At 37.2% G+C, this 20462-nt stretch carries 24 protein-coding genes; 15 read left to right on the top strand and 9 right to left on the bottom strand.

All coding sequences use genetic code 11. The features are described from left to right. The first annotated feature begins 18 nt into the window (after positions 1-18). The 13 genes from HMPREF1630_RS00800 (at position 19) to ftsH (ending at position 11960) form a co-directional block, all read left to right on the top strand. Positions 19-822, top strand: a complete 804-nt coding sequence (locus tag HMPREF1630_RS00800; protein ID WP_037326137.1) for a CPBP family intramembrane glutamic endopeptidase — start codon at positions 19-21, stop codon at positions 820-822. Between the two features lie 90 nt (positions 823-912). Next, entirely contained in the window at positions 913-2127 is a 1215-nt protein-coding gene (locus HMPREF1630_RS00795; RefSeq protein ID WP_037326134.1) for a CinA family nicotinamide mononucleotide deamidase-related protein, read from the top strand. Further along, positions 2105-3043 carry a ParA family protein gene (locus HMPREF1630_RS00790; protein ID WP_037326132.1) on the top strand — a complete coding sequence of 313 codons (939 nt, stop codon included), beginning with the start codon at positions 2105-2107 and terminating at the stop codon, positions 3041-3043. The genes HMPREF1630_RS00795 and HMPREF1630_RS00790 overlap by 23 nt, the downstream gene beginning before the upstream one ends. Before the next feature lie 8 nt (positions 3044-3051). Beyond that, positions 3052-3978, top strand: coding sequence for a ParB/RepB/Spo0J family partition protein (locus tag HMPREF1630_RS00785; protein WP_004827205.1), 927 nt, complete (start codon positions 3052-3054; stop codon positions 3976-3978). Further along, on the top strand, positions 3968-4531 hold the full coding sequence (locus HMPREF1630_RS00780; protein WP_037326127.1) for a cyclodeaminase/cyclohydrolase family protein: 564 nt from the start codon (positions 3968-3970) through the stop codon (positions 4529-4531). The genes HMPREF1630_RS00785 and HMPREF1630_RS00780 overlap by 11 nt, the downstream gene beginning before the upstream one ends. Further along, positions 4528-5001 carry a DUF4446 family protein gene (locus HMPREF1630_RS00775; protein WP_004827203.1) on the top strand — a complete coding sequence of 158 codons (474 nt, stop codon included), beginning with the start codon at positions 4528-4530 and terminating at the stop codon, positions 4999-5001. The genes HMPREF1630_RS00780 and HMPREF1630_RS00775 overlap by 4 nt, the downstream gene beginning before the upstream one ends. Positions 5002-5075: 74 nt before the next feature. Further along, complete coding sequence (pta, locus tag HMPREF1630_RS00770; protein WP_037326122.1) at positions 5076-6095, top strand: phosphate acetyltransferase; 1020 nt, start codon at positions 5076-5078, stop codon at positions 6093-6095. A 40-nt stretch (positions 6096-6135) separates the two neighbouring features. Further along, a complete protein-coding gene (locus HMPREF1630_RS00765) occupies positions 6136-7548 on the top strand; it encodes a DUF1538 domain-containing protein (RefSeq protein WP_037326120.1) in 1413 nt (470 codons plus the stop codon). After that, positions 7548-8147 carry a P-II family nitrogen regulator gene (locus HMPREF1630_RS00760; protein ID WP_037326119.1) on the top strand — a complete coding sequence of 200 codons (600 nt, stop codon included), beginning with the start codon at positions 7548-7550 and terminating at the stop codon, positions 8145-8147. The genes HMPREF1630_RS00765 and HMPREF1630_RS00760 overlap by 1 nt, the downstream gene beginning before the upstream one ends. A gap of 17 nt (positions 8148-8164) precedes the next feature. After that, positions 8165-8473, top strand: coding sequence for a thioredoxin family protein (locus HMPREF1630_RS00755; protein ID WP_004827199.1), 309 nt, complete (start codon positions 8165-8167; stop codon positions 8471-8473). Continuing rightward, on the top strand, positions 8473-9333 hold the full coding sequence (locus HMPREF1630_RS00750; protein ID WP_004827198.1) for an NAD(P)/FAD-dependent oxidoreductase: 861 nt from the start codon (positions 8473-8475) through the stop codon (positions 9331-9333). Before HMPREF1630_RS00755 ends, HMPREF1630_RS00750 begins: the two co-directional genes overlap by 1 nt. An 87-nt stretch (positions 9334-9420) precedes the next feature. Next, positions 9421-9891, top strand: coding sequence for a MarR family winged helix-turn-helix transcriptional regulator (locus tag HMPREF1630_RS00745; RefSeq protein WP_037326117.1), 471 nt, complete (start codon positions 9421-9423; stop codon positions 9889-9891). Next, complete coding sequence (gene ftsH / locus HMPREF1630_RS00740) at positions 9888-11960, top strand: ATP-dependent zinc metalloprotease FtsH (protein WP_037326115.1); 2073 nt, start codon at positions 9888-9890, stop codon at positions 11958-11960. Before HMPREF1630_RS00745 ends, ftsH begins: the two co-directional genes overlap by 4 nt. Before the next feature lie 114 nt (positions 11961-12074). Here the strand turns inward: ftsH and HMPREF1630_RS00735 are convergent, their stop codons facing one another. The 9 genes from HMPREF1630_RS00735 to larE all read right to left on the bottom strand — a co-directional run bounded on the left by HMPREF1630_RS00735 (position 12075) and on the right by larE (position 18709). Further along, on the bottom strand, positions 12075-12431 hold the full coding sequence (locus HMPREF1630_RS00735; RefSeq protein WP_037326112.1) for a hypothetical protein: 357 nt from the start codon (positions 12429-12431) through the stop codon (positions 12075-12077). Positions 12432-12484: 53 nt separating this feature from the next. After that, positions 12485-12688: a DUF4177 domain-containing protein gene (locus HMPREF1630_RS00730; protein ID WP_037326111.1), complete on the bottom strand. Its 204-nt coding sequence runs from the start codon at positions 12686-12688 to the stop codon at positions 12485-12487. Between the two features lie 195 nt (positions 12689-12883). Beyond that, complete coding sequence (locus tag HMPREF1630_RS00725) at positions 12884-13594, bottom strand: ABC transporter ATP-binding protein (RefSeq protein ID WP_037326109.1); 711 nt, start codon at positions 13592-13594, stop codon at positions 12884-12886. Then, complete coding sequence (locus HMPREF1630_RS00720) at positions 13587-14546, bottom strand: FecCD family ABC transporter permease (protein WP_037326106.1); 960 nt, start codon at positions 14544-14546, stop codon at positions 13587-13589. The genes HMPREF1630_RS00725 and HMPREF1630_RS00720 overlap by 8 nt, the downstream gene beginning before the upstream one ends. Further along, entirely contained in the window at positions 14539-15741 is a 1203-nt protein-coding gene (locus tag HMPREF1630_RS00715) for an ABC transporter substrate-binding protein (protein ID WP_231549494.1), read from the bottom strand. Before HMPREF1630_RS00715 ends, HMPREF1630_RS00720 begins: the two co-directional genes overlap by 8 nt. Then, positions 15728-16159, bottom strand: coding sequence for a nickel pincer cofactor biosynthesis protein LarC2 (larC2, locus tag HMPREF1630_RS09700; RefSeq protein ID WP_081931843.1), 432 nt, complete (start codon positions 16157-16159; stop codon positions 15728-15730). Before larC2 ends, HMPREF1630_RS00715 begins: the two co-directional genes overlap by 14 nt. Continuing rightward, a complete protein-coding gene (gene larC / locus HMPREF1630_RS00705) occupies positions 16159-17118 on the bottom strand; it encodes a nickel pincer cofactor biosynthesis protein LarC (protein ID WP_037326101.1) in 960 nt (319 codons plus the stop codon). Before larC ends, larC2 begins: the two co-directional genes overlap by 1 nt. After that, on the bottom strand, positions 17118-17876 hold the full coding sequence (gene larB, locus HMPREF1630_RS00700) for a nickel pincer cofactor biosynthesis protein LarB (protein WP_037326099.1): 759 nt from the start codon (positions 17874-17876) through the stop codon (positions 17118-17120). The genes larC and larB overlap by 1 nt, the downstream gene beginning before the upstream one ends. After that, the gene (gene larE / locus HMPREF1630_RS00695; protein WP_037326096.1) at positions 17876-18709 is read right to left on the bottom strand and encodes an ATP-dependent sacrificial sulfur transferase LarE; all 834 of its coding nucleotides are present in this window, start codon (positions 18707-18709) and stop codon (positions 17876-17878) included. The genes larB and larE overlap by 1 nt, the downstream gene beginning before the upstream one ends. 237 nt (positions 18710-18946) lie before the next feature. On the opposite strand from larE, the gene sppA reads away from it, so the two are divergent. Continuing rightward, complete coding sequence (gene sppA / locus HMPREF1630_RS00690) at positions 18947-19930, top strand: signal peptide peptidase SppA (protein WP_037326093.1); 984 nt, start codon at positions 18947-18949, stop codon at positions 19928-19930. Then, positions 19920-20393, top strand: coding sequence for an RDD family protein (locus HMPREF1630_RS00685; protein ID WP_037326086.1), 474 nt, complete (start codon positions 19920-19922; stop codon positions 20391-20393). Before sppA ends, HMPREF1630_RS00685 begins: the two co-directional genes overlap by 11 nt. The last annotated feature ends 69 nt before the right edge of the window (positions 20394-20462 follow it).

Below are 20462 nucleotides of genomic sequence, written 5' to 3'. Positions count from 1 at the left end.
TGAAACAAAGGAGATTTTATGGAAAAATTTAAGAAAAGTATTAAAACTATCTTTATTATGATTAGCTTTCTCCTTGTAAATGTTATTATAGACGTCATTACAGGAGCGAGTATACCAGGTATTATAGCTCAGATTAAAGATGGGGATTTATTAAAAGCGTCTAGCTATGTTATCTATGGAGTTCTCTTTGGTCAACTTGTAAAACTTACAATCTTATACTTTTATATAAGTAAACGTGACAAAACTTTTAGGACTAAGTATGACAGGAGATATATAACAGATGAAAAAATCACGGCTCCTCTTACCCTTGTAGGCATTGGCCTTGGTACAATAGGTTTTGGACAACTGTTTACTAACTTAATTATCAAGGCATTTGCTGGTACAGAAATATTAAAAAGTTCCATGGACCTCTTACAAAATGTCTTTAACGCAAAGGGACTTGTTGACGGAATTGCTATACTTATAGTAACAGTAATAGGAGCTCCTTTAGTCGAGGAATTACTTTTCAGGGGAGTTTTATTTGAGGAATTAAGAAAAGAGATTTCGTTAAAAGTCACTATATTTTTAACAGCTTTAGTTTTTGGGATATACCACTTTAATATCTTACAAAGCTCTAACGCTTTCTTCTTAGGTCTTGTCCTAGCTTATGTATATTACAAAACTAGATCTATTAAAGCTTCTATAATAGTTCACGCTACTAACAATATGATTGCCATGATTCCATTTTTGGATCAGGGTTTGAGTCCTATCGGAATTTGTATCTACACAGTATTTCTAATAATTGGAATATATTCACTAATAACACTTAGGCAAAAAGCCTAGGTGTTTTTTTGTTTCACAAAATTAGATTTTACCAACATTGGGAGTAAAATATAGGTATAAAAGTTTCGTGTGAAACATTAAGGTGGATTTATGAAAGCTATAATTTATTCGGTAGGAACAGAAATCCTACTAGGTTCAATTTTGGATACAAATTCTAAATTTATTGCAGAAAGGCTACAAGACCTTGGCATAAATTTATATAAGATGGTGACTGTTGGAGACAATCCAGAAAGACTTTACCAAGCACTCAAGGAAGCTAATGGAAAGTATGATTATGTATTTGTAAGTGGAGGGCTTGGGCCAACAGAAGATGACCTAACAAAGGAAACTGCAGTAAGAGTGCTGGGATTAGAGGATGAAATGGTCCTAGATGATGACTCTTATGAAGAATTAAAAAAATATTTCAACGACGAAAAGAAAGCGATGACTGTCAACAAAAAGCAGGCGATCTTTCCTAAGTCAGCTACTATTTTAAAAAATAACCAAGGCACTGCCCCTGGTTGCATAATTGGAGATAAGACAAAATATATTTTGATGCCAGGGCCACCAAATGAAATGTGTCATATGTTTGACGAAGAGGTGGTGCCAAGAATCCATACCGACCTTATGATAAAATCAGTTAATTGTAAGATTGCGCTCTTGTGCGAGTGGGAAATATCAAAAAGGATCGACATATCTGGCTCAGACCCAACCATTAGTCCCTATGCAAAAACAACTGGCGTTGAGTTGAGGGTAACTGCAAGTTCAACTAATAAAGACCACTTGGAAGCTTCGCTTAAAAAGGGCGTTGACTTAGTGAAAAATACTTTTGGTCCCCTATTATTAACTACAGAAGATAAATCTCGTGAAGAAGTTTTAATAGATGAACTAAGAGCGAAAGGCGAGTTTGTTTCGGCTGCAGAATCTATAACAGGAGGCTTGGTTGCTTCTTCTATAGTAGATATTCCAGGCGCGAGCGATGTTTTAAAAGAATCTTACATCACCTATGCGAACGAAATAAAACATAAGTTGCTAAATGTTTCATATGAAACAATTGAAAAGTATGACGTAGTTAGTCCGGAAGTTGCAGGAGAAATGCTTGATGGACTACATAAGGCTACGGGCTCTGACTTGTGTCTAGCAACAACAGGCTACGCTCATTTGGGAGTTGCTTATGCTGGCGTCCTATATAAAGGAAAGAAATATATTAGAAAAGTTAAAGCCAAGGGTGACCGAAACAAGGTAAGAAGAGTTGTGAAAAATAAACTGATAGATATGAGTATTTTGATTGTGAGAGGTGAATATGAAGACTATATCGGTATTTAATCAAAAGGGAGGGGTAGGCAAGACTACTACGGTTGTGAACTTGGCTGTAGCTCTCTCCTACTTAGACAAAAAAGTTTTAGTAATTGATATGGATCCCCAAGCTAACGCTACAACAGGACTAGGTATTGATAAAAACAAAGTTGATACTTCTATTTACGACCTCTTCTATATTATGGCTGAAGAAGTTCAAAATAAAGAAGCCAACCATGATGAAGAAATAAGTAAAGAAACTAAGGAAGAGGACAAAGAGGTTGCTGATGAAGGAAAGAAAGCTAGGTTTATTGATCTAACTGGCAAAAAGGATTCAGAAGCAAAAATCGAAGAAAAAACCGAAGAAAAAATTAAAGAAAATGATAGGGGGGGACTTGCTCAATACATTATAAGAAGTAAGTCCGGTGTAGACTTAATCCCTTCTGAAAACTCCTTGTCAGGTCTAGAAGTTGAGCTAGTTGACCTTGATCCCCTAGAAAGAACTCAAAAACTTAAAGAAATAGTTGAAGAAATAAAAGCACCTTATGATTTTATCCTTATAGATTGTCCACCATCCTTGGGACTCTTATCTATAAATGCTCTTGTAGCGAGCGATTCAATTATTATCCCAATCCAAACAGAATACTACGCTCTAGAAGGTGTTAGCGAATTAATGAATACCTTCGAACTTGTAAAGGAAAGTTTGAATAAGGACCTCTATGTAGAAGGCGTTTTGCTTTCAATGTTTGACAAAAGGACAAAGCTTGCTTATGAGGTAGTTGAAGAGGTCAAAAAGTTCTTTAAGGATAAGGTGTTTATGACTATGATTCCTAGAAATGTTAGACTTGCAGAGGCTCCATCACATGGAGAATCAGCGATAGAATATGATACAAAAAGCCAAGGGGCTATGGCCTATATTAGCCTTGCATCAGAATTAATAAAATAGGAGGGGATATGACCAACAGAAGATCTTTAGGGAGGGGTTTAAGTTCCCTAATACCGGATATAAAGGAAGAAAGAAAAGACTCTATTCGTGGATTTGATGAAGTAGATTTTTCAAAAGTGGCAAGCCTTCCTATAGAAAAAGTAAAACCAAGGCCAGGGCAACCAAGAAAAGATTTTGATTCAAAGGCTCTTGAAGACCTAGCCCATTCTATAAAAGAATACGGCCTCTTAAACCCTATTACAGTTACAAAGAATGGTGATTACTACGAAATCCTTGCAGGTGAAAGAAGGTATAGGGCGACTCTTCTAAATCAGGCTGATACAATTGATGCGATTGTAAAAACCTATGAGCAAAAAGATATTGAAGTCCTATCCTTAATTGAAAATGTCCAGAGAGAAGACCTATCTGCCATAGAAGAAGCGACAGCTTATAAAAAGCTAATTGATTCTTATGGCTTAACCCAGGAGGAAATAGCTAAGAAAATGGGTAAGTCACGCTCTTATATAGCAAACACCATTAGGCTATTAAAATTAAATGAGGAAGAAAAAGCAGCCCTAAGGGACGGGTCTATATCACCATCACAAGCTAGAAGCCTCTTGTCTCTTGATGATGGAGAAAAAAGGGATAAGGCCCTTGATGATTATATAAATAAAAAAGTTGTAGTTCGAGATGTTGAGAAAATTTCGAGGGAAGATAAAAACCCACCTCGCAAAAATTTTATAGACCTAACAGGCAAGTCCGATAATAAGCCAAAAGAAGAAAAAATTCCAAACCTTGACAGTCTTTTATTTGATGATTTTGAAGAAAAATTCATGGATAAACTAGCAACCAAGGTTGCCATAGAAAAAACCAAGGATGCCTATAAAGTGGTTATAGATTGTTATTCTATAGAAGATATAGAAAAAATTTACGACAGGATTTCTTATGAAGATTAATGACCTAAGGGTGGGAGAACTCATAGAAGAAACGCGAAAGGTCCATGCCAAACCAGGTGGGGGCGCTATTGTAATTCTGACAGCAAATCTTGCAGTAAACTTAGGTCTTATGATGGATAAAAATAATTGGGGAGACTTTGAGGAAAAGGCGAAGGAAAATCGCAAGGTCATGGAAGAAATCTCGGATTTGTTGACTAAGTGTGCTGACGATGATATCTACTATGCAAATCTTTTGATAGACCAATATAAAACGAAGGCACCAATAGATGAGAAGTTTTATGTAGATGCGTCAAAACCCCAGATAAGGTTAAATACTCTTGCCCTTAAGGCTTTGGAAGTATTAAGTTTTTTTCTAAAGTACGGCAAGGCATCAACCTTAGCTGACGGAGAGATAGCTAATGAGTTAATTTACAACTCAATAAAATCATCTGAGCCTACCCTAAAGGCAAATTTAAATGAAACAAACTATAAGTATAATATAGGGGAAGTTTTAGATGAAGCTTATAGATTATATCAAAATAATAGGAATATTATAGAAAGAAGGAAAGCTTGACTGGAATATATGTAGGATTGGGCTTGTTGGCCCTCATAGTAATCTTGCAATTTGCGATGTTAAAAAGTCTTCAAGACAGAACACGTAGGCAAAAGCAAAGATATGACCATTTACTAAGGGGCAATGACCCAGATGTAAATATTGAAGAATTGTTAAACAACTTAAATGATCAGATAGAATCCTCCCACAAGGAGCTAAGAAATATAAACAAAACTGCAGCAGATGCTAAGGATACAACCATGGGAGCTGTGTCAAATATGGCTGTTGTTCATTTTGATGCCTTTGAAGGCCAGAGCCGTGAACTATCCTTTGCTCTTTGTATGCTAGATAATTTCCATAACGGAATTATCCTTACAAGTCTATACGGAGATGACGGAGCAAATGTTTACCTCAAAGAGATTGTAAATGGGGCATGCAAGGGTGAATTATCTGAAGCAGAGACCAAGGCTCTTAATAAAGCAAAAAGATAAAAATTTGCAAATAAAGCTAGCTTTAATTGAGATTTACAATATAATAAAAGTAGTTAAAAAACAAGGAGGATTTAATGGCAAGAATTGGAATTCTAGAAGAAGCTATTAACATAATAAAAGGAAAAAACCTTACCATAGTCTTACCAGAAGGTAATGACCCTAGAGTATTAGAGGCAGCTATTAGGCACCAAGAAGAGGGACTTATTAAGCCACTTGTCTTAGGGGACCAAGGTGAAATCCAAAAAACAGCAAATAAATTAGGAAAAAGTATTTCTGCAATTAAAATTTTAAATCCAGAAACTTTTGAACACTTTGAAGAAATGGTTGATGCCTTTGCAGAAATTAGAAAAGGCAAAATCGACAGGGACGAAGCAGAATTTATCCTAAAGAGAGACCTAAACTACTTTGGCGTTATGCTAGTAAAACTTGGTTATGCAGACGGACTTGTTTCTGGTGCTATCCATACAACAGCAGATACAATTAGACCTGCCCTACAAATCATAAGAACAATTCCAGGTAGAAAGAGAGTATCTGGTGTTATGGTAATGTTAGGACCAAACGGTGAACAATTAGTATTTGCAGATACAGCAGTAAATATCACCTTAGAAGCAGATGAGCTTGCAGAAGTAGCAGTAGAAACAGCTCATACAGCAAAAACATTTGGTCTTGACCCATATGTAGCTATGCTATCATTTTCAACACATGGCTCTGCTCACCACGACCTTGCAACTAAGGTAGCCAGGGCAACAGCTATTGCTAAGGATATAAATCCAGATATGAAAATAGTTGGTGAAATCCAATTCGACGCAGCCATTGATCCAGAAACAGCAAAAAATAAAGCTCCTGAATCTGATGTAGCTGGCAAGTGCAATGTATTTATCTTCCCAGACCTACAAGCAGGTAACATCGGCTATAAGATAGCTCAAAGACTTGGTGGTTACAAGGCCCTAGGACCAATACTCCAAGGATTAAATGCACCAGTTAACGACCTTTCAAGAGGTTGTTCAGCTCAAGATGTGTATGAAATAGCTATCATCACAGCCATGCAAGCAGCAGAAAGAGCTAGAGAAGCGGCTGAAGCAGCTAATAAATAAGTAAATATTTAAGGGCAATCATTTTGGTTGCTCTTTTTTTATGAAATTTTTTAAGGAAGAAGGTGAGCGTTATTTTTTAGACGAAATAAAAAATACGTCCAAGTCCGTAATACCCATTGCGATTTTAGTAGTAATTTTAAATTTTTTTGTAGGGGTTGAAAATGGACTCCTAGTCAATTTCTTTTTAGGATGTGTCGGGGTAATCGTGGGGCTTGGAGTTTTTCTCACAGGTGTAGAAATCTCTGTATCTGAAATCGGATCTATGATGGGAGAATTTCTTGGAAGGTTTGATAAGCTAATAAAGGTAATTGTTTTTGGAGTTTTTATCGGTTTTACAATTTCAATCGCAGAGCCAGACCTTTTAATACTTGCAGGTGAGGTAACATCTGCCATAGGTATCCCTGCCCAGGTTATTGTAATGATTATTTCCCTTGGAGTTGGAATTATGATTTCTGCTGGACTTTTTAGGATTTTTAAGGATATAAGCCTTTCTACTATGATGTGTGTGATTTATGGATTGGTATTTATTCTTATGATTTTTACAGAAGAAATGGGCCACGCCATAGCCTTCGATGCCTCAGGGGCTACTACAGGAGCTATGACTACTCCTTTTATAATAGCTTTGGGGCTTGGGGTTGCAAACCTTAAGGGAGAAAAGAGCGAAGATGATTCCTTTGGCTTAGTAGGGCTTGCCTCAACAGGACCAATACTCGCAGGTTTATTGATGAGCCTATTTAAGGGTGGAGGCGGAGAAATTGTGGCAGAAGAAGTAGCCCATACCCCACTTATGTCAGGATTTATTAACTCAACCTTTGCCATAGTGCCAATTGCCCTTGTATTTTATATAATGAATCATCTTTATTTCAATACAGAAAAAGATGAGTTAAAGTCAATTACTCTGGGTCTTATCTATACCTATATCGGCCTAATTATTTTCCTAACTAGCGTTGAAGGTGGATTTATGGAACTCGCTAGAGTTATGGGCGAAGGTCTAGCTGATAGTAAATTTTTGCCACTGATTGGCTTTGTCCTTGGACTTCTTGTTGTCTTGGCAGAACCAGCTGTGGCTGTTTTGTCTGAACAGGTAGAAGACGTGACCGGTGGCTCAATTCCAAGGAAAAATATCCTAACCGCCCTTTCAATAGGAGTCGCCTTTGCAGTAATGCTTGCGATTTTCAGGATAAGGATAGAAGGTTTTGCTCTTTGGATGCTAATTGTGCCAGGATTTTTGATTTCCCTTATCCTTTCTAGGAGGGTTGATCAAATTTTTGTGGGCATTGCCTTTGACTCAGGTGGAGTTGCATCAGGGCCTATGACTGCGACTTTTATTCTAGCTTTCTGCCAGGGCGTTGCTGGAAATATTGCCGATGGTTTTGGAGTAATATCCTTTGTAGCCATGATGCCAGTTTTAACCATTATGATAATGGGCAATTTGTATAAGGGGGCAAGATAATGCAATTATTAAGAATAATCCTACCTAGGGGTAAGGGCTCTAAGTTTATGAAAATCCTCAAAGACGACGGGGCAACAGCTATTGGTTGTTTTTATGGAGAAGGCTCGGCGCCAAGTGAAATTCTAAATGCCCTTGCTATAGATAAGACAAAAAAAGAAATAGTTACAGCTCTTATTGAAGAAGAATCTGTAAAGAAGATAATAGAAGAAATTTCTGAAAAACTAGCAGCAGTTAATTCGGCTGTGGCTTTTTCAACATCATTAGAGGGAGAAAATAAAATGGAATATGTTTGTTTGTATGTAATTGTCGACAGACACCAAGGCCAAAAAGCCATCCACATTGCCCAAGACCATGGTGCTAGGGGTGCAACAGTTATCCACGGCAGGGGGTCAGGAGAGGCAGTTAAAAGCAAGTTATTTTTGTCAATGAATATAGAACCAGAAAAAGATTTGGTAATTATGCTTGTAAAAAAAGACCTAGCCGAAAAAATTCGCCAAGAAATTTATGATCAGATGGATTTAGCAAGCCAAGGAAAGGGTATAATATATTCACTACCAGTTAATCATGTAGCTGGTCTAGTAGAACAAAGCGACAATTAAAAAATTAAGGAGCATATATGCAAAAATTAGATACATTTGAATTTAGAGAAAAGGTAGAAAACGGAACAGGACTCTCTCTAGTAGATTTTTCTGCAACTTGGTGTGGGCCATGCAAGATGCAAGCGCCAATCCTAGACCAATTAGCAGGCGAAGTTGACTATAACATTTATACAGTAGATGTGGATGAGTCAAACGAGATTGCAGCCCAATATAATATAAATGCAGTGCCATCTCTCCTAATATTTAAAGATGGAGTTTTAAAAGGAAACCTAATAGGCTTCCATCCTAAGGAAGCTCTTGTAGAGGAAATGGCAAAATATCTCTAATGACCTATGATATTGCAATAATCGGCGCAGGTCCCGCAGGACTTAGCGCCGCTTTAAATTCTAAAATAAGAAATAAGTCGGTAATAATTTTTGGAAAAGATTCCGAAAAACTTGTTAAAACTAAGAAAATCGCTAATTATTTGGGTTTTAAAGATATTACAGGCTCTGACCTGAATGAAAATTTCAAAAATTCCATAGAAGGTTTTGAAATTAAAAGGGATAGCAGAAAGGTCAAAACTATTTATGCCATGGGAGATTTTTTCGCTATAGAAATCGAAAATGAAAGCGAAATGCTAGAAGCAAGGTCTGTGATAATGGCAACAGGCATAGAACTAAAAAAAGACTTGCTTAATGAAGATAAGTTTTTTGCTAAGGGAGTAAATTATTGCGCAACTTGCGATGCTGCCCTCTATAGGGGAAAGAAGGTCGTAGTTATAGGATATAATGACGAAGCAGTAGGTGAAGCAAACTTCACTTCAGAGATTGTGGGAAGTTTGGTATTTGTAAACATGACAGGCAAGGAAGTTTCCCTAAATTCAGGTATAGAAGTGATTGAGGGAGAAATTCCTATTGGCTTTGATGGTGAAAAAAGAGCCGAGAAACTAATTTTTAAATCTGGCAAAGAGATAATAGCTGATGGTTTTTTTATAGAAAAAGATTCGTCCAAGCCAGAAAGATTGGTGCCAGGTATAAAAATGGAAGGAAACCACATTCAAGTAGCAAGGGACTTATCAACATCAATCAAGGGACTTTTTGCGGCTGGAGATATCACAGGCAAGCCATATCAGATAATGAAAGCTGTTGGCGAAGGCCAGGTCGCAGCTTTGAGTGCAGCTAGTTACCTATCTAAAAACAATTGATAAAAATATAATATGTGTAAAATATAGCTATTTATATTGAAATTAAATTTAAGATATGTAAAATAATATAGTAAATAGGAGGTGGCTATGCCAGATAAACACATAAACTTTTTTGAATTTAACAATACTATTTTCTCTATGATTAGAGAAATATCACACAAAATAGATTTGTTACTTCAGGACACAGCCAATAAATTAGACCTTACACCTTTACAGTTAAAGATAATAATAGCCCTGTATTCATCCGATGAAGACGTATCTATAGGCAATCTTGGTAAGGCCATAGGAGTAACAGGTGGAAATATATCTAACATCTGCAAGAAGCTTGAGAAAAAAGGCTTTGTGGATAGGATAAGAAGCGAAGAAGACGAAAGAGTGGTTAATGTCAGGTTGACCAAGACTGGTATTACAGCAAGCAAGGACTTGGGAGAATATTTCAATAAGATAAGGAAAGAATTCCCAGACGATGCTGTAGAGGTAAATTTAGAAACCATAGTAGAAGAATTAAAAGAACTTGACTTATTACTTGATAAGTATATATCAAGGAGACTTATATGAATCAAAAACCAAGAAAAAATAGGCCCTTACTCTATTATTGGGTAGGTGCTATAATAATTTATTTCATATTTTCATATGTATTCAGCCCTATTTCAAGCCAAGATGGCGCCAAGGAAGTGTCCTATAGCCAATTTGTAGAGATGATTGACAATGATCAGGTTACTGAAGTTAGCAAGGATAACTTAAAATACACTTTCAAGGCCAAGGTTGAGGGAGTTGAAAAGACTTACCAAACTGGTCTTTGGGAAGATACAGACCTTACAGAAAGGCTGCTTGCGGCTCAAAAGCGCAACGATAAATTGAGATTTGGTAAGGAAATAGAAACAAAAATGAATCCATACTTGTCACTTTTCCTTACAAGTGTGTTGCCTTTTATTTTCCTAATCGGTATTTTCTACTTTGCATCTAGGTCCCTATCAAAGACCATGGGTGGCAGAGGTGGAGCCGACTTTATGAATTTTGGTAAATCGAATGCCAAGATTTATATGGAAAATGAAACAGGTAAGAGCTTTAAAGATGTGGCAGGCCAAGAAGAAGCCAAGGAAAGTTTGGCAGAGATTGTTGACTTCCTCCATAATCCAGGAAAGTACAAGGAAATCGGAGCAAGAGTGCCAAAGGGAATTTTACTTGTAGGCCCTCCAGGAACTGGTAAGACCCTTCTTGCAAAAGCTGTTGCCGGTGAAGCCAAAGTACCATTTTTCACTATTTCAGGATCTGAATTTGTGGAAATGTTCGTAGGTATGGGAGCTTCTAAGGTAAGAGATTTATTCAAACAAGCCAAGGAAAAGGCCCCATGTATAGTCTTTATAGACGAAATCGACGCGATCGGTAAAAAACGTGACGTTTCTGGATATTCTGGTAATGACGAGCGTGAACAAACCCTAAACCAATTACTAAATGAAATGGACGGTTTTGATGCAGCAGAAGGAGTTGTTCTTCTTGCTGCAACTAATAGGCCAGAAATCCTAGACCCAGCCCTCACCAGACCAGGCAGGTTTGATAGGCAAGTCCAGGTAGAACTTCCAGACCTAAAGGGTCGTGAGGATATCCTAAAAGTCCACGCCAAAAAGATTAAAAAAGAAGAAAATATAGACTATGAAGAAATAGCCAAGAGGACTGCAGGAACATCTGGTGCAGACCTTGCTAATATCGTAAACGAAGGTGCTTTGAGGGCTGTAAGGGAAGGCAGAAAGAAACTAAGCCAAGAGGACCTAGAAGAATCAATCGAAACAGTAATAGCAGGTATGCAAAAGAAAAATGCGGTAATATCAGATGACCAAAAGAAAATCATAGCCTACCATGAGGTTGGCCATGCCCTAGTAGCAGCTATTCAAACCCACAAGACCCCAGTTACAAAGATAACCATAGTTCCAAGAACTGGTGGGGCCTTAGGTTACACTATGACAGTCGACAAGGACGAGAAATATATCATGACCAAGCAAGAGTTAATCGACGAAATCGTGACTTTTGCAGGTGGTAGGGCAGCAGAAGAGCTAATCTTTAACACCAAGACTACTGGTGCTTCAAATGATATAGAAAAAGCCACAGCTATGGCAAGAAATATGGTCACAATCTACGGTATGGACGATGAATTTGACTTTATGCAGTTAGAACAGATCCAAGGAAGATACCTTGGTGGACAAAGAGCCATGATTGTCTCAGACGGCACAGGCAACAAGATTGACCAAAAGGTAGCAAAAATCATAGCCGATGCCCACTATAGAGCTATCGAAATTCTAAAAGAAAACATCGACAAACTCCACGAAATCGCAGCCTACCTCCTAAAAGAAGAAACCATAACTGGAGAAGAGTTCATGGAAATTCTTGAAGGAAAGAAAGATAAAGAAGTAAGCGAAGAAAAAATCGATGAAAATACCGATGTAGATGTTAAAAATCTAGAAAAGTCAGAAGAAGAAAATCAGCCACAAGGAGATTCTAAAAGTTCAGAAGAATCAGAAAAGCCAGCTGAAAACGAAAATGAAACTGGAAATCATTCTGAAAACGAAGCTAGAGAAAATGTGGAAGATGAAAATAAAAGATTTATAGACTTATCAAAAGAAGATGAGTAAAAAATATAAAAAGGTTATGAAAGGATAGGCTTCCTATCCATTCATAACCTTTTTTGTTTGCACCTTGCAAGTTTGTAATTTTATCTTTTAAAGAATAAATTAAATAAAGAGATATCAATCCAAGTGATATTTTTCTATAATATCCTGAGGAGTGTCCTTGAGATCTCCAATAATATACTTGCTATAAACTTCTGTAAAGTTCTTAAATTCGATATCATCTAGTATTTCATAATAATCGATTATATTTACAATCTTGTTATTTACCAGTTCCTCATAAGAATTTTCCCATGGTGATTCTTTTAGTTTTTCGTTGAAGTAGGCTAAAAGTTCAGATTTTTTATTATCAAAAAAATCTTCTTGCACTCTTATTAAGACCAGAGACAGTTCAAAAATTTTTGCCCTATCCTTATTTTTTCTTTCTTCAATTTTCGATTCTTTTAAGAGCAAAACAGAGAAATTTTTATGATTCATAAAAATTGACCCTCCTCTTACTTTATAAAATTTAGTTAAGAAAAAAACTAAGTTTAGTCATCAACTTTAAAAACTATAGTGTAGTTAATAAAAGAGTAAGACGACCATTTTTCATTGGTAACTGGGACAATTTGAACGAGTTCCCATCCATCCTTTGCCTTTTCATTTATAAGATCTTTGCATTTTTCAAAGGTAACTGTTGTTCCAGCCTTAAGGCCTCCTTCAAAAGGGACTTCGATAAATTCGTACTTAAACATGAGTGCCTCCATATGTATTATCCTAATAACTATATACCCAGTTTAATTTCAATAATAAATATTTAGCAGAACATTTTGGCTCAGGATTTATAAGCGCCATTTCGATAGAGTTAGACTAGCGAACGATGAGGAATAAAATCAATTTAAAAGATGATGTTGCAGAATAGGTAAATCTGTTCTGCAATATCATCTTTTTTATTTGAAATATATGTGCCTATTACCATCAAAGTCCCTAATGTCGGTTTCCATATCAAATATGTCCATGAACATTTTTTCGTCCATAACTTCCTTGGATGGACCTTGCCTATAGATTTTTTTATCATTAATTAGGATAATATTGTCGGCAAATTTTTCGATTAGGGCTATTTGGTGTAGACTTATTAGGGTAGTGAGTTTTAGTTTATAGGTTAAGTCTCTGATTATTCTCATTATTTCGTATTGATTTTTTAAGTCTAGGGCACTTACTGGTTCGTCTAGGAGGAGGATTTTTGGTCTTGCTACTAGGGCCTGGCCTATGAAAACTTTTTGGACCTCGCCTCCTGATAGCCTATTTATATATTTGTTTCTATATTCGTGGATATTTAGTAAATCTATGATTTCTTCAACATCCCTTACGTCTTCTTCTGTAATCCTTAGGGATAGGTCCGCTACCTTGCCTAACAAGATAGTTTCAAATACTGTAAATCTTATTTTGGAGTTTATATTTTGGTTGAGGTAGGAAACCTTGCCGTCAGTTATAATTTCTCCATCATATTTTTTGATCCCAGATATGGCATTAAGGATGGTTGATTTTCCTGAACCATTCCTGCCCATTAGGATATTAACCTTACCAGCGTCAACAGTAAAGGAAATGTCATCTATTATTTTCCTGTCATAGGAGATTGAAAGATTTTTTGCCTTAATCATTTCTACCTCCAAAGAAGAATATAAAAATGAGTGGTAGGCCAATCAAACTTGCAATTATACCAATTGGAAGGATGGTGCCTGGCTTTATCATTTTTGATAGGGCTGAAGATATAACCAAGAGGCCTGCTCCTATGAGGGTTGAACCTACTATATAGTATCTTTGGTCTTCGCCTAGGATTTTTCTAGCAAGGTGAGGGGCGATTACGCCTACAAAACCAATGACTCCTGCAAAACTAACTCCGATTGAAGATAGGATTGAAACAATCATAAAGGTCCTTACCTTAAGACCCTTAACATCAACGCCAAGACTTCTTGCCCTGTCTTCTCCAAATCTTAGGGTGGTTAGCTTGTGACTATCTTTTATGATAATGATAAAGGCCACTATGAAGGATATTAGTAGGATTATAATTTGTCTTGGTTTGGTATTTGAAACTGAACCAAAAAGCCAAAATACAATAGATGATAGGGTTTCATCTGTAGAAACATATTGCATCAAGCTTGTTAAGGAGTCAAAGAAAAACTTAACTGCTATACCTGCGAGAATCATCGAGCTTGTGTGGGCAAAATTTCTCTTCGAGATGAGGTAGACAAAGATTATAGCTATTAGGGAAAATCCTATTGCTCCTATAGCTATAAAGTTAATAGAAATTCCCATTAAGAGGAAGAGACTGGCCCCGAAGCCCGCTGCAGATGAAACACCGAGGGTGAAGGGACTTGCAAGCGGGTTATCAAGGATGGTTTGCATACAAGCACCAGAAAGCCCCAAAATCATTCCCAAGATAAGGGCTGTTGTCATTTCAGGAATCCTTATCTTAAAAAGAATTGTTTTTTGTAGGTCAGTTAAGTGTGCCAAATCCCCAACTCCAAGCTGACCTACCCCGATAAATAAATCTATTATAGAGATAGCCATAGCTAGGAGAATGAGGAGAAAAATTTTCTTATTTTTATTCATACTTAGTATACCAGCATCCAGAATAGTCTATTGGCATAAATTCTTTGTAGAATTCTTCCATGTCTTTATCTGGATCAAGGTCTTTAAATAAGTCTGGGTGGAAGGCCTTGGCTAGGGCTTCGTAAGAATAAAAGTCAGACATGTCACGGGCAACGTTGTGGCCTATAGCAAATACTTCCTTATCTTTCATAGCCTTAAGACTTGACCAACCATTTCTTTCATTGTATTTTTTGATTTTTTCTTCTACTTCTTTCTTTGTTACGTCATAGCCCATTCTTAGAGCATCTGGTTTATTTACCCATTGAGATCCAGTAAGAACGATGATGTCTGGGTCCTGACTTAGGACAAATTCCTCAGAAATAGGGTTAGCTTGTTTATCTTCGAGGACATCGCCTGCTATGTTGTGACCGCCGCAGTCATTAACAATTTTGCCCCACATCATAACATTGCCGTAGGCGTTACCATATTTGACTTCGCCGTCTTGGCCACATTCTAGGTAGACATTTGGTTTATTTTTAACATCTTTGAGGGCATCTAGGATAAATTCCCTCTTTTCCTTGTAGAAGTTATAGAGTTTGTCAAAGTTTTTATCAAGACCTGTTGCCTTTGAAATAACTTCTGTTGATTTAAGGTGTTTTTCAAGGTCTTGGCTATGGTAGTCAACGTATATAACTGGTAGGTCTAGCTTATCCTCGATTGTATCTAGCTGGGCCTTGTAGGATACTGGGGCAATGATGCCGTCAGCATCTATTGACAAGAGGTCTTCTATAGAAAAGTCATTGTCAGTGAAGTTTGTAACCCTTCTTAGGTCTTCTAGTTCTGGAATTTTTTCCACAAGCCTTTGGTAAAGGTCATTCCTATTTTGGCGTAGACCGTCATCCATGGCTGCAATTTTTTTGTAGAAATTTTCCTTATCTAGGTACATCATTTGCATGAATGGGCCACCTGAACCAGAACCTTGGATAATGACTTTCTCGAGTGGCTTATCAAGCTCTATAGTGCGACCAAGGACGTCTTCAACTATTAGTTTTCCTTCCTTAGCTTCTTCTTTACTTTCTTCATTTGTTTCTTGTACTTTTTCTGTTTTTGCTTCTTCTTTTGTAAGATTTTCTTTCTTATCTGCTCCCCCACATGCTGTTAGGGTCAAGATAAAGATTAATATTAGTGCTAATTTTCTTAAATTAATTTTTTTCACAATTTCCTCCATAAATTAATTTCATTTTATCGAACGCTTCTTTGATCGATAAAGAATTTTGTGCTGCCAAGTCTTTTGCAGACTCGTATTCAGGATATACATAGGATTTATCCTTGTGAAAAACCTTCTTGTAAGAAAGCCTTAGACCTTCATAATCTATATTTATTATCATTCTTTCGAGAACAGATCTTTCTACTTCGATTTTTCTAATACCAATTGAGCTGGTGTTTGAAAAGATAATGTCTTCTACATCTTCCAACTTGTCCTCATCGCAAAGGACTGATAATTTATAGGCAGGGCGATTTTTTTTCATATAAATCGGGCTATAAAAACAATCTCTTGCGACCTTCATTAGTTCGTCCATCACAAAGCCTAGGACTTCTCCTGTAGAGTCGTCAATATTAGTTTCAGCTAAGATTAGGCTTTTTTTTTATCTCCTGTAATTTCAATTACTCTTAGGATATTAGTTGACTTTTCGAAGTCCTTGTTGCCGGCGCCTAGGCCGATTTTTTTGATTTTAAAACTTTCTGGAGCTTTTTTATAGAAGTATTTGACGATTGCAGCCCCTGTTGGAGTGATGTGCTCGCCTTCTTCTCCGATGAAGTTAAGATTAATTTTAGAATCTGCTAGGATATTGGCTACAGCTGGTACAGGTATTGGCATTGGGCCATGAGCGCACATTTGATAGCCAAATCCTTCATAGAGGTCTGAGAAGTAAATATTTTCCACACCTAGGTCATCTAAGCATATACAAGTGCCGACAATATCTATAATAGAATCAATAGCTCCAACTTCGTGGAAGTGGACTTCAGATTTGTCGATGCCATGGGCCTGGGCTTCTGCATCACCGATTATATCGAAAATTCCTAAGGCATTTTTCTTGATATTTTCATTTAGGTCAGAAGTATTGATTATTTTTTCAATATCGTTTAGGTTTCTGTGAACATGGCTGTGAATGTGGTCATGGTCGTGGTCATGATCATGGCAATGTTCGTGTGTATGAGTATGGCCATCTTCATGAGTGTGTTCGTGGCAATGTTCGTGATCGTGGTGATTATGGTCGTGGTCATGGTGGTCATGGTCATGACAATGTTCATGAGAATGAGTATGGCCATCTTCATGAGTGTGTTCATGGCAATGACGGTGGTCGCCTTCATGGTCGTGGTGATGATCGTGGTCGTGACCTGCTAGGATTACGTCAAAGTTATAGGAGTCAATCCCATTTTTCTTTACTCTTTCAAAAACTAAGTCGTAGCCAGTAAGGCCGAGAGATTTGATTCCTTCGATTAATTTTTCCTTGCTTGCACCGAGGTCTAAAAGAGCTCCTATGGTCATATCACCAGCTATTCCTGAATACATTTCAAAATATAGGTCCATTATTTATTTCCTTTCGTGATTAGCCTATTGATTTGGCAAGCTTGGTAGGCGGCTCCGTAGCCGTTGTCGATATTAACTACGCTTACGCCTTCGGCACAGGAGTTGATCATTGACAAAAGGGCGGTAATCCCTCCAAGGTTTGCTCCGTAGCCGACTGATGTTGGGACAGCTATAATTGGCTTATCAACAAGGCCTGCAAGGACTGTGGCAAGGGCTGCTTCCATACCTGCTATGGCTATAATTACATTTGCTTTTTTTATTTCTTCTGTCTTATCTAAGAGCCTATGGACTCCAGCAACTCCCACATCCCTGTAGGCTTTTACTTTTGCCCCAAGAAAGCGCGCTGTAATTTCAGCTTCAAGGCTGATTGGCAAATCAGATGTGCCAGCAGATACTATGGCGATTTCGCCGATTTTCTCGCTTTCTTTGGAGTAGTCCAGGCTAATAATTTGGGCAAGGTCTGAATATTCCACGTCATCGATGACAGCTTTTACGATTTCGTATTGTCTACGGCTTGCCCTGGTGCCGATTACAGATTCGCCTCTTTCGTAAAAGGACTTAAAGATTTCTATGAGGCTCTTGTCATCTTTTGATGCGCAGTAAATTGCTTCTGGAAAACCACGTCTGTCTCTTCTTGAGAAGTCGATTTTGGCGTTTTCACCTACGTCTGCATATCCTTTGTCTTCAAGGATTTTAAGGGCATCCTCTTCTGAGATTAGCCCTTCTTTGATTTGTTTGATTAAGTTTTTTTTATCCATTATAAGACCCACTTTTTCTTTTCTTCTTCACTTAGACCCTCATCCATTGACCCTGACCTAAAACCTTCTAGGTCGATTGTCACATAGGAAAAGCCAAGGGTTTTAAATTCTTTTATGACAAGGTATCTCTTGTCGATAAATTTTATAAAGTCATCTGGCTCTAGTTCTATCCTAGCAATATTTGAGTGGTCTCTTACTCTAAATTTGATAAAGCCTAGGTCCCTTATAAAAGCTTCTGCTTTTTCAAGTCTGTCTAGTTTCGCTGGGGTAATCTTTGTACCGTAAGGAAACCTAGTCAAAAGACATGGGGCTGATGGCCTTTTGGCAACACTTACTCCAAGCTCGCCAGCAAGAGCCCTCACCATTTCTTTGGAAAAACCTGCCATATTTAGGGGGCTTACAACACCAAGATTCTTTAGAGCCATAAGACCTGGTCTATAAACCTTGTGATCATCAGTATTTGTTCCATCTATGACATAGCCGTAACCGAGATCGTCCTTAAGTTTTATAGCTTGGTTAAAAAGGTGGCTCTTGCAGTGGTAGCACCTATCTTTTTCGTTGTTGGTAATGTGGTCATCTACAAAGATATCCACATCTTTTATATATAACTTAACTTGCATTTCTTCTGCCAAATTTTTGGCGTTAATGAGGTCCTCTTCTGTGCTCGATGGAGCTTCAAAAAACATAGCGACTACATCGTTTTCATTTTGTCGTAAAGATGTTGCTATTCTTAAGAGCAAGGCAGAGTCTACCCCACCAGAAAAGGCCAATACTATTTTTTCTTTTAGCAAGTCTTCTATAATTTTGTAGAGTTTTTTGGTATTTTTTTCCATATAAACACTCCTTTTGAAATATAAAAAAATAATTAAGCTATATTAAAAATACAGCTTAATTTTTTATGTAAATAGCTCCGGGCAGGAGCTATACATAACAATGTAATCGAGTGTTAACGATAATTGTAATGCATATTCATTGTACTGATTGGTATATAAAAATGCAATCATCTTTACTAAGTCTTGATTTATTTTGGGGTATAATGAAGAAGTGAAAATGAAATTTAAGGAGATACTATGAAAAACAATGCAAAAAGATGGATAGCAGTAGGCCTTGCAGTTCTTGTTCTTGTTGCTTCTATGTTTATGAAAGATACCAGTGAAGAAAAAGAAGCAAAGGGCTTGGCTTACCTTAGAAACTGGGGCAAGTCTACACTCTTTGACCAAGAAGTTATCCAAGGAACAAACCCTGCTGAAAAAATCAGAAAAATTTCTCTAGAAGGTGTAATCCAAGGTGATGAGAATAGTGAATTTGTAATAAGCGAGCTTAAGGATGCTGCGAAAGACCCAACCACTAAGGGTGTCATCCTTGCTGTAAATTCACCAGGTGGATCTGTTTATGTGTCAGAAAAAATTGCCAAGGAAATCAAAAACCTAAAGGCAAAGAAAATCCCAGTTTATTCTGTTATGGAAGAGATGGCTGCATCTGGTGGTTACTATATATCTGCTCCAACAGATAGGATTTATGCTTCAAACGAGACCCTTACTGGTTCAATCGGTGTAATCATGGGTGGTCGTTCCTTCCAAGGACTTTTTGAAAAATATGGCATAAAGGAACAAAATGTAGTTTCAGGCAAAATGAAAGATACAGGCACCATGGGTAGGGACTTAAATGCTGAAGAAAAAGCCTACCTTCAAGGCCTAGTAGATTCAGCCTTTGGTCGTTTTGTAAAAATTGTATCAGAAGGTAGACATATGAGTGAAAAAGACGTCAGAAAACTTGCCGATGGTAGGGTTTATGATGGAGCTCAAGCTGTTAAAAATGGTCTTGTAGATAAGATAGGCGATATTGACATGGCAATAGATGATATGATTAAGGAAAATAAGTTAAACGACCCACAAGTTGTGGAGAGTTCTTATGCAAATCTCTCACTCAGACAACTTTTCCAAAAGGTTGAGGATTTGAAAAAATCTTCATCAGACCTAGCCATCCTCAAGGAATTAATGGAAGAAAATAGGCAAGCTCCTATGTATATCTACGGGGGAGTCTATGGAAGATAAAAAAGTTTTTGTAGAAAGAGATTTTGCTTATGCCTACTCATCATTTGGCCTAAGATTTTTGGCCTATATCATAGACATGATGGTCATATCTGCCATCTTTAGCATAGGTAAATTTATCTTTCCTATAGATCCAGAGGCGAAAGTATTAGGCCTAGAGCTTACCAATGTCATCTACACTATTGTTAGCCTAGCCTACTTTACAATCTTATCCTTAATAACTAGAGGCCAGTCCCTTGGCAAGATTATAACAGGACTAAGGGTGGTATCTGTTGGTGGAGAAAATTTATCAACAAGTCAAATTTTAATAAGGGAAATAGCTGGAAGATACATTCAAAACAAGTTTGTTTTTCTTTATGCCCTAGCCCTAGTCACTCCAAAAAAACAAAGTTTTATCGACCTTTTTACTGATACATCTGTTGTAAAAGAAGATGCCTTTAAGGCCCTATACACAGAAGAAATTTAGATAAATTTGTTTTTGTCAACAAATAAACTTTTAAAAAAGAAGAAAAATTACAAGTAATAGCACAAAGAT

This window comes from Anaerococcus lactolyticus S7-1-13, from assembly GCF_000758765.1.
In the GTDB taxonomy this organism is placed as follows: Bacteria; Bacillota; Clostridia; order Tissierellales; family Peptoniphilaceae; genus Anaerococcus; species Anaerococcus lactolyticus.
Note: the sequence above shows the minus strand (reverse complement) of the source record. Positions and strands in the feature narration are given on the sequence as shown.